Below are 11,754 nucleotides of genomic sequence, written 5' to 3'. Positions count from 1 at the left end.
AGGTTAGGCGAGAACAATTTTTCGCAAACCCTTCCATAAATCCTCTTTGTTCAAATATTGCGTCGATTGGGGTGTATCCTGTGACGCCTGATAAATCCGGAGCTTCTAGCGATTGTAATTTCCGGCAATTTTCCGCAAAGCTTGCCATGAAACCTTTGCAAATTGATGTTATATTCGATGTGTCTGGCATGCCTAATGATTTGATATCATAGCAATTTAGCGCGAAACCGTTCATGAAGCCTGGCCCAACGACTGTTATCTCTGGGTCTAGCCAAATATCAACGTCTGCTTTAATGTTAGGTATGCCAGATAGTCGTATTTCAGCAGCAATGTTTGAACCATAGCCAAAATAATAGCCTGCTGAGTCTCCGCGATTGTTTTCTGGTGTTATCGTTGCGAACTCTCTTGGAATGCCGATATATAGCGTGTTTCCTTGTAGTTCGTGTTCTTGGCTCACTAAAAGTGGTGCGGCAGACCAATTAATCATATCTGTCGACCATTGTGCATACCCGCGCATTTTTGAAAATCTAGGAAGATAATATTCGTTATAATCCCACCATTCTGCAAAGCTGGCATTATCATCGATGTACATAGTTGCAACGATGCCTGGGTCTACAACAAACTCATATGAATCGTCTGTTATTATATCGCTTTGCTTTATAATGCGGTTAAATCGTAGCGTGCCGATATCATAACCAGGCAATCCAGGAGATAAAATGCCTCTCCATTCATTCTCGTGCTCTTCTGGCACGCAGAGTTTAACGATGCCCTCGCGCGCTTCTGGAATTTCAAAAATTAATTCATGATCAGCGTAATAACCTGGTGTGCCGCTTGCTTTTAATGTTTCTAGATTATAGCAATGGTTAGCATATCTAAACATAAACTGAGAGCTAGAATAGCCAAAATTAATATTAGATATGTTTGATAAATCAGGTAGGCCGAGAGATTTTATGTTGAAGCAGCCGTCAGCGAAATTATTCATAAATCTAATGCTGCCTAGATCATAATCCCAGTCATCATAATCACGAGAGTCATCATCTGCGTTGGTTAAGCGTTCGATAGACGTGACGTTAGACAAATCAGGAACGCCAAGCGAGGTGAGGTTATAGCAACCTTTAGCATAATCGGCTAGGAAAGCACCTTTGATAGTAGTTACGCTAGGGTCAATTTCGAGCTCAACATCTGCTTTAATGTTTGGAAGGGCTATGCCTGTAGCCTGGGTGTTGATAGGAGTGTATACATATAGCTCGCCGCCACGAATATCTTCGATATCTGGCATGGTTCTGCCCCAATTGAATAATTGCCCTGCCCCGAGAGGGTCGGTTGAATACAAAACATCTTTTCGAGCGGATAGTCCATTTATGCCTTCATAAACAGCATCGTCTGCAATGTGCATAGTTGCAACAACGCCTGAGCCATAATATTCGAATAATTCTGGAGGGAATTTGTTTTCGGTTTCATCTTCGCCGTCTTTTTCCATCCAATATGGATGACGGATGTAGTTTTGCCATAGGGTTTTGTTCTTTTTCATTTGAGCTTCCCAAAGCTCGCATCTAGCTTCGTATTCCCCTTTTGTTTCGCCATCGTTTTTAATGGCTTTGAATGTCATGACAAATTCTTTCTCAGCAGGGACGCCGAAGCTAAAAGCATGCGTTGCAAAATAGCCAGGGTCGCCAGTTGAAGTCAGCTCTGTTAGGTTAGGGTTATTTCCGCCGTAACAATATAACCGATATACATTAAAATTCCTTAAGTAGCTATTTATTGAGAATGAAGGAGGTACTTCGATGTCAGGCAAAACAGGGATGCCAAGCGAAGTTAGATTTGGGCAATTTTGTGCATAATATTGCATGAACGTGTGGCACTGTCCAACAAGTGTTTGCAAACTTGAGAGATCAGGCGCGCCTAAAGTTTCGATATTCGTGCCGCTTGCATAATTATTCATGAAACCTTCTGCAGTGAGGGTTGTTACGTTCGACAAATCAGGAACAGGAAGTTCTTCTAGCCCTGTTGCGTTGTCTGCATAATTTGACATAAACCAATCGCCAATGGTTGTTACGTTCGACAAATCAGGAACGCCGAGGGACGTGAAGTTGGTTTTATTTTTTGCGAGATAATATAAGAAATAGTCGCCGACATCCGATATGCGAGAATCAATTTCGACTTCTACGTCTGCCTTAATGTTAGGCAAGCTTAAAAACACATAAACTTCATCTAGAAGCGGATAATGGAAATATAGATCTCTGCCTCTCATATCGGTTTGATTTTCCTCTGTAGAAAGCGTACTTGGACTAGAATGCCAAACGATGCCGTCTATTGAGTAATTAATATAAGTTGAACCGCCGCTATACGGAACGCCTAGTGGGATGGCTGCATCGTCTGCAATGTGCATGGTTACGATAACTCCAGAGCCGTACATATCGTATATCTCTGGTGCGTTCTCTAACGCCATTTGCCCATCGTCTTGAATGAAATATGCATGGCGAATTCTATTTAGCCATAGTGTGCGCCCAGTATAATCATTTTGCCCGACGGTTAACGCTTCCCATGCCTCGCGTTTCGCGCTATATTCTGCGTTTGTTTCGCCAGATTTTCTTATCAGATTAAGCGAAAGTTTGCCTTCGCAAGAGGCAGGGACACGGAATGCTATATCGCGTTGTGCGAAAGCTCCAGGGGCTGAATCCGTAACGAATTCGGTTAAGCTAGAGCAACCATACGCATAATTGCTCATGAAGTCTCCGATATTGCCAGGGATATAATTGCCTTTATCATAAACTGTGTCAGTTAATGGGAAATTGATGGTAGGGATTGTAAGAGAAGTTAGGTTTTGACAACCTGATGCAAAAGTATACATAAAGTTGCTACCAGCTGAAGTGATGTTTGATGTGTCTGGCCCTGTGATGGATGTTATTTCCGTGCAATTCATTGCAAAACCTGACATGAAATTAGAGCCTACAGTCGTGATCCTTGGGTCTAGCTCGATTACAACATCATCGCTGCTGATGTTAGGAGTATAATATGCTACGGTATTGTAAGCAGACAGAGAAGATTCTGGGTAGTAAATATAGAGTTTGTCGCTTTCCAAAATAGCTTCGTTGAATTTTTCATTAATATAATCTTGCCAATAAAATGCGTAGTATGAATACCAATGAATTTCGTCTACAGAGTAGAATGGATATACGTTATGAGATGAAAGATAATTTTTTGATCTCATAATTTCATAGTATGAACTTTCGTTGTCTAGCATGTTTATTGTAGTTAACGCGCCTGGTCCGAAATGTTCAAACGCCGTGAAACTAGCTGGCTCTCTAGGAATATCATTAGTTACAAAATGAGGATGACGGATATAGTTGAGCCATAGTGTGCGTCCGCTGTTAGTTAGCTCATCCCACTCTTCGCAGCGAGACTCATATGCGCCGTCTAGCTCGCCGGTGTCTCTTTCAACGAATAGCTTGATAAATGTTTCGCGATATAATGGAACCTCTATTGAAACGTCATGCGCTGCCCAATAACCAGGTTCGCCTCTAACTTTCAGCTCGGCGAGTTTTCTTCCTGCAGATGCGTTAATGCCGATGCTTCCGGTTGTTTGGAAATCTGCTGGGAGTGTAGGAAGTTCTAGCGATTCCATAGCGTAGCAGTCACGACCATAATTAGACATGAAATTTTCGCCTGCGGTTTTAAGGTTAGGAAGATGAGGCGCGCCGATAGTTTTAACGCTCCGAATATTATATAAGCTATTAAACATAAAGCCATCGCCGACAGAAGCAAGGCTTGATAAATTGATAGAAGGAAATTCTTCTATATTACAATAATCATAATAATTTCCTAAAACTTTATACATGAAATTGCTGCCTGCGGTTTGTATGTTAGACATATCGCCGAATTCGATGTTTTCGAGATGCATACTAAACTCGCTCAAAAAGCCATCGCCAACGGACGTCACGTTTGATAAATCAGGCAATTTAGCTGATTTTACTCCACGATTATTATATAAATATTGTTTCATGAAATCATTGCCGAGCGTTGTTATGCTAGGGTCAATCTCGAATTCAACAGTTGAATCAATATTAGGGGTAGTATTCATATCGCTCAAATCGCCCGGTGTTAGCTTAGAATAAATATATAATTCTTTTCCTTTTAATTTTTGAAGCTCCGTACTAGAAAAAGATGAATAAGCTATTCCATTGCTGTTTACAGCGGCGTTGCTATCACCTAGCACTCCTGATGCTGAAAGGCCTTTGTTTAAAGGTTTGTGGAAATTATTCGATGCATATACATTATGTCTTGCATCAACAGAGAGATTATTACTATATTGGTTTCCAACTGCCGGATGAGAAACATCAGCTTTTTCGTCTATATGAACCGTAGTGAAAATACCAGGGCCGTAGATTCTATAGCAATATTCTGCGCGGCCTAGGATTTCGAAAGTAACTCGGCTTGTGCCGCTGTAGTTGCCTTCAAGAACTAAATCGAATGACGCGATGCCCGGAGCGATGTTATCTTCAAAATTTTCCATGCTGAAATCGCGAGTTTGATAATATGCAGCGTCTCCATATTCTGGAGCGTTAGTACGATAGCCATATGCGCCATCAGGGATAGCATCCAAACGTTTATTTATGTTTTCGCCTAGTATAACATTGCCGTCTTTAACGAGCATTTCTTTATTATATGTATTAAAATCCGTTTGGTCGATATATACACGAGGTATAATCTCATCGCCTGTGTAACAAATTGGCTCGATGTCGACGGTTGGTGTGATAACCTTTGGAGCGATCGTTATAGGGTTTGTATGGAATATTTCGCTGTTTCCATATAGCCCAGATGGTCCGTCTTGATAATAATGAACGGTATATGTTCCTGCATCAAAAGCAACTGGTTCTTGCAAGGACCATGGAGATCTATGGTCTTCACGATAGTTTAGATAGTTATGATCTTTTTCTGGTGCTGGCGCGTCGCCTTTTGTTATTGAATACATCACAACTCCGCCATCTGGGACAGGAAGAGTATCTAATAGGCTTTGGTATGTGTTGTTAAATACGAGATTGCTATTTGGGATAGCAGGAGTAACGTCGATCGGTTGAAGCGCGCCAACATTGCCATCAGCTGCGATTACAGCTTTTGGATCTCGGATAAAGTTTAGCCATAGAGTGCGGTCTGTCTCGATCAAATCAAGCCATGCAAGGCATTTTGCTTCGTATTCGCTATCTGTCTCGCCTTGGTTTTTATGTATTTTTATGCTAGGGTAGGTGCGCTTATATTGGTATGAAGTTCCGCCGTCAACGTTTCCAAGATCAACATCAAAATCTTCAAAACATTCTGGTCCATCATAGGTTTCGAAGTTAGAATAAGAGGCATAGTTTTGCATAAATTGAGGGCCTTTGGTTATTAGGCTAGGAAGATATGGCAATACGATGTTCTGTCTAGAAGTGATGGATCCCGAATAAAAGGTTAAATCAAAACTATTAAACGCCATGAACTCGCTACCAACAGATGTTAGATTTGGGAATCTTGGGGAAATAACAGTATTGAATTTTTGAAAACAATTAGCCGGACCTGCTAATTTGCTCATAAAGTTGTTCCCAGCGGATATAAGAGAAGGGAAGTCAGGAAGTTTTAGGGTGTCATATTTCATAAAGCTATAGTACGCTTCACCAAAATCATATGCAAGGCTTAAGAAATTATCGCCTACAGATGTTAAACAAGGGAAGTCCGAAATAGTTTCCACAATAAATTTATAATTGTCTCCATACTGGCCAGATGCAAAATATTTATACATGAAATTATCGCCAGCGGTTACAAGGCTAGGGAAGTTAGGATATGAATCTGGCACATTGCCGCAAGTGAAATTATACAAACAGTTATCGCCGACAGTTGTTAGGTTAGGAAGATACGGAGCGGGATAAGGATGATAACCACCGGTGACGAATTCTCTCATAAAGTTATCGCCGGCAGTTGTGATATTAGAAAGATCTATTTGGGTTTTAAAGACGATAGCATTACTTGACCAAATATAATTGCTCATGAAATTATCGCCAACGCTTGTTATACTAGGGTCGATTGTGATAGAAACTTGGTTTGCATAATAATCGCCAAATACATATGCTGAAGCATCATTTTCAAAACCAGATAGCGGAGTATAGATATATATAGTAGAATTCGAGACGTTAGCGTATGATATGGATGTGGAAGGATACCATTTTGATTGATCGAGGGAGATCAAACTTTTCTTGTTTAAGGTCCCTGATTTATTAGTAATACCAGATAAGGTAACGCCAGAAGAATTTTTAATAGAAATTTCCGCGATAGCGCCTGGCTCGTATGAATATATATCATCATAGATTTGGAAAGTTTTTGAGGCAGAACCAGTGTAATTGCCAGTGAATGTGAAATCTATTTGTGCCGTGCCGGCAGAAGCATTGTTTGAAACTGTGAAGGAGAAATCAACCCAATAATTCATAACATAATTTACGTCTCTAGCGATGAAATCAATTGATGAAACTTCTATAGCTTGCCCTTGATATACATATTTAGTCAAAAATTCTATATCAATAGCTGATAACACTTTCGGCGTGATCGTTGATGCAACCATTTTAGTAACAGAATCGGTTGTTGCGCCGTTAGTAGCTTTTGCATAGTAATATACATCGTATGTGCCTATTTCGGTTCTTTTAGGAATATTTTCGCTCCATAGAGAGGTGATTGATTTTGAAGGAGGAGCTGCATTATGAGGGACTACGGAATATAAAACTTGACCATTAAGACTAGTCGTTGGTTGGTATGACAATAGTGATAATTCAGAACGAGTGAATTCTTGAGTTCGGGGAGATAAAGATGACAAAGAACATTGACCTAGGTCGGCAATAACGTTAAACGGATTGCGGATAAAGTTTAGCCATAGAGTTTTATTTGTTTGAGTTAAATTAAGCCATGACAAATAGCGCGCCTCATGAGTTTGATTAACATTTGCATCAGTGTTATATAAATTAAACTTTAATGTTCCTAATAAGTTTTCAGAAATACCAAATGAAACATTATGGTTTGCAAACCAACCAGGATATGAGTCGTATGCGTTGAGTGATAAAAGAAGGTCTACGCCAGTTAGAGAGCCCAACATAAATTCAGAACCAGCAGATTGTAGCGAATCAAGCTTTATTATATTAAAAGTTCTTATTCCTTCGCATCCATAAGCATAACAACTCATGAAATGAGTACCCACAGATGTTATGTTGCTTGTATTTGGAACGCCAAGATAGGTAATATTGTAGCAATTTAAAGCAAAATTTCTCATAAAGTTATCGCCGACAGTCGTGATCGACGGATCGATAGTTATTGTAACAGAAGATTTTATGTTCGGCAAAATAGAGCCAGTACTATTATACACGCCGCTTGGTGTATAGACATAAATTGTGCCGCCTGCATATTGAGCAATGTTTGCTGGCGTTATATCTGTTGATTTCCATATTTTTTGGTCTGTTGACCATAAACAGCCATATGTCATGGATTTATTGTCATCAAGAGTTGCATCGTTAGCGATGATAATATTTGCTATAACTCCTTGAGCTTTTTCAAATATGCTCGTGTTATAAATCTCGAAAGATGAGGTAGCTGAACCTTGGTAATTTCCTTTTAGCGTGATTGTGAGAGTAGCTGTTCCGGCATTTGTGTTATTCGTTGCAGATCTATTATAATCATTAACGCTTAATACATCATTCATATCTTGGACAATGATAACTTCATCCGCAGGAATTATAGGTGAGCCGGTTTTTATGTAACTTGCATTTACTCGCACATTTGGTGTTACTGATTTTTTGGCAATGTTAATAGGCCCAACTTTTTGCGCTACGGAATCAGTAAACCCTCCATGTGGAGCTTTTGAATAAAACCATACATCGTAGTTACCGGCGTTTATAGCTGTTGGTATTTCTGCGGACCATAAGCTACTATCTTTTGCAGGGCAAGCTGTGCCTGATGCAACAACGGCATATTGGATTATTCCGTAATTATCACTTTCTGCTAATTCACTTAATAAATCTTGATTACTTCTGTTATATACTAAGTCGCTTGCAGCGATAGGTGTTTTGGTTATTGCAACCGCGCCTAAAGAGGTGGTTGGAATTATATTATAAGGACTTCTGATATAGTTGATATGCAATGTTCTATATTGATCCTCTAGAGCGAGCCAAGCATAGTATTTAGCTCGATATTCGGAGTCGCTTTCGCTATCGGTTTTGTCAATATGAAGTTTGATATATCCTAGGCGAGATGAAGGGACGCTGAAGTCAACATCGTGCGTCGCAAACCATGCTGGGCTTGCAGATGTTGTTAAGAAATTCAGCCCTGAACAAAGTGAGGCAAAGTTTTTCATGAAATTGGTTCCAACAGATGCGATGTTTTCTGTGTTTGGTATTTCAAGAGAAGTGATGTTATAGCAACTAGCAGCATAATATGCTAGGAAGTTGCTCCCTGCGTTAGTTATCGTTGGATCGACATCAATGGTTACGGTTGAAGCAATATTGGGGAGAACGGCATCGGTTGATGCATCCATTCTATCTTCTGGAGTGAAAATATAGATATAACTATTTCGTTTTGAATAGACGTCCGAATTGGTCAAATCATTTGTCGTCCAAATCATGTTATCAGTAGACCACATGCTGCCTTTAACCATTGGTTTATTAGCAGGCAAAATAGCATTAGAGTCAACTTTTATCGTCGCTATTACGCCTTTTTTATAAGAATAAATATCCTCGTCAATTATTTTGAAAGTTGCAGTGCCACCCCCGGAATAGTTGCCAGTAAGCGTTACGGTTACAGTCGCATTTCCTGGGGCGGTATTGTTAGAAGCGACGTATGTGTAATCCGTTCCTTGAGTTAAAACAGTATTGCCGTCTTTAACAATAACATATTTTGATGCTGGGGTTATTGCACTGCCTGTTGCGATATATGAAGAGGTTACAGAGACCGTTGGCGTAATCGCTTTTGGATATACAGTGAAGCTGCCTGCGAAATTCGTTATGTAGTTATTTGCAGTAGCTCCATAACCATTCAAATAATACGTTCCGACAGGACGCTTGCCAGACGAATATGTCGCGCCATCGATGAATGTCACTATAGTGCCGCTAAAAGTTGAAGCATATGTATCGCCGCCAACGAATCCCGTCGCTGCAGCGGTATTGTAGCTTATAGTTGGATCTTGGCTGCTATATGTAATGTTGGCAGCCGTTAAGGTTATATAAATGTCTTTTTTCCATATATTTGTAGTGACTGCTGTCTCAACTGAATCACGATCGGTATTAGAATTTTTTACAACTTTAAATTTCACATCGTATGCGCCGGCGTTAGTGACTGCAGGGATGCTAGTGCTCCATGCGCTATAAGTGCTGTCAGTAGATTTTTTATAACAATAATAAGGTGTTCCGGTTGACGAAGCGCCGGCAGAAACTAATGTTTGATTTTGTCCATTGTAAGTGTGACTAGTAGCTTGCGGGGTCGTAGTGAAAGAAGCCATTGTAATCACAGATAATGTTCCGCTTACAAAGTTCTCTTCATAATTAACGAAATCTACGCCAGAAGGAATTATGCTATATGTGCCTTTTACTAAAGGAAAATTCAGCTGAGGAGTGTATGAAAAGGAAACGGTGCGACCATCTGTTACGGCTGCATCGTCCCAATTTTCGCCATCAATAAAACCGCTGAAATAATATGTTGGGACGAATGATAGTTCTCCCACATAACGTTCAGCATTATATGCAGTGATAGTTAGGGGCGCTTTGTTAACAGTGAGGAAATTATTAGTTATAGTATTTTCTACATAATAGTTTGTGCTAGTAATTGAGCCAGTGATAGTTAGGCTATATCCTCCGGCAGGTCGTGATGGACCTGCAGTGCCGCTAACTGTTTGTGAGGTTATGGACGGAGATGCAGTGTCGCCAGAACATACTCCGATGACATCGCAATTAGCAAATGTGACAGTTAAAGTAGGGTCTGCTGCTCCGTATGTTTTAGTCTTAAATTGATTAGATTTAGGAACTATATTCAACGGTTTTTTTCCAATAGTAAAGTTTACGGTTTTGCTTCCAGTATAACCGTTTTTCATAGTAACAGTTACACTTGCAGTTCCTGCGTTTGTATTACTAGAGCAAGAAATATTGTAATCAGCGCTAGTGAATACTTGACCATTATATGAAACCGTGACATCTGGTATTTGGGCTGTTTTGTTATAAGTATAAGTTCCGTTGACTGTAACATTTGGTGTTATATTCACCGGCAATGTCACAACTTGGCTAGTGTTTTTAATACCATTTAAATACAGAGTTTTTCCGCTTGCCGTTAAAGCTTGCCAAGCTGGTGTGTTTGCTTGATATGTGGAAAAATTTACGCCGCTTATTGTTGCTGTGTGGAGAGAAGTGTTGAAAATATTTGTTGTCACTAAAATGTTATTAATATCATGTGTGGCTAGGTAAGAGGGAGCATATTGAGCATATATGTCTTCAAGATCGTTATCATAATAACAATAATATAACATAAAATCACTTCCGGCGGAGGTTAAAACAGGAATGTTTGGCAAAGCAATGGATTTAGTTTTCGATGCTTTTAGGCTATAATTAGGCGATGGAGAATTATATTCTGTCATAAATCCTGTGCCTACGGAAGTTAATGCAGGAAATGAAGGGGCGGGAACATATACTGGACCAAAATTGCCAAAATATGATTTCATAAAATTATCGCCAGCAGTTTTTAAACTAGTAAAAACAGGGACAGATGGAAGATCATTTCCTACTGCATAACCCTCCATAAAGTTATTGCCTACGCTTGTTAAATGGCTAGTATCGGGCACGCCTAAAGAGCTAAGACACGTTACCATATTCATAGCATAATATTTCATAAAGTTATTTCCAACAGAAGATATTGTTGGATTCATATTAGGCGCGGCTAATGGATAACTATAATCGTATACAGTGCCTGTGCCTATCAATGGAGGATGACCAGAATTATTATATGCATTAAGACCAACACTAAGAGCATAACCTCTCATAAAATCATTATTAATTGTTGTGATGCCACTCGTGTTTGGTACGCCAATGGAACGAATATATGAGCAACCGTATGCATAATTTGATAAAAAATAGTTTGGAGCCGTTGTTATGCTCGGATCCATAGAAACATCGACATCTGCTTCAACGTCTGGAAGAAGGCTAGATGTTCCTAAATCAGAAAACCCCGTAATAGGAGTAAAAATATATAATGTACAGTTAGGATCATTTTTTATATCGGTTTGAGAGGATATAGCTGTTGTATTCCAAGTGGTTCCGTTTTTGGACCATTTGCTGCCAGTTGGCAAAGTGTGTGTGCTTCCAGAACGAATACCATTTGTGGCATTTTGTAATCGCATTCTTGCAACGACGCCACTTGAAGGCGCAGTGAACCCATTATTCCATGCGAGGGTTTGCCCGAACCCAGCAGTTGCCGCTTCGGCTTTTGGCAAGGTTATATTATTCGGCAAGATCGTGCCGAAAATTGCTAAACACAACAAAAGAGACAGCACTTTCGCGCCGATTCTCCTAGAGGTTATTAATAAAGAGTTTTTAATAGGTTCCATGCTATTCTCTCCTTGTAATCCTATCTAATTACTCCCCCTGATCTTAACTTAATTATAACACCTATATGGTAGGCTATGTCGTTAATTATGTTAAATTTGTGTAAACTCGGTGCAGATTTAACATTCTGTTAACAATTGATAATGGATAATTTATAATAAAA

The 11,754-nt window shown here is 39.7% G+C and carries 1 protein-coding gene; it reads right to left on the bottom strand.

Annotated elements, in window-relative coordinates:
- Positions 1-11,593: MBG domain-containing protein (locus ACYVTD_RS02050; protein WP_461246114.1), on the bottom strand; the 11,593-nt coding region annotated here is incomplete at its 3' end.
- Between the last annotated feature and the right edge of the window lie 161 nt (positions 11,594-11,754).

This window comes from Treponema sp. R6D11 (assembly GCF_054786075.1).
This window is presented reverse-complemented; position numbering and strand designations above follow the sequence as displayed.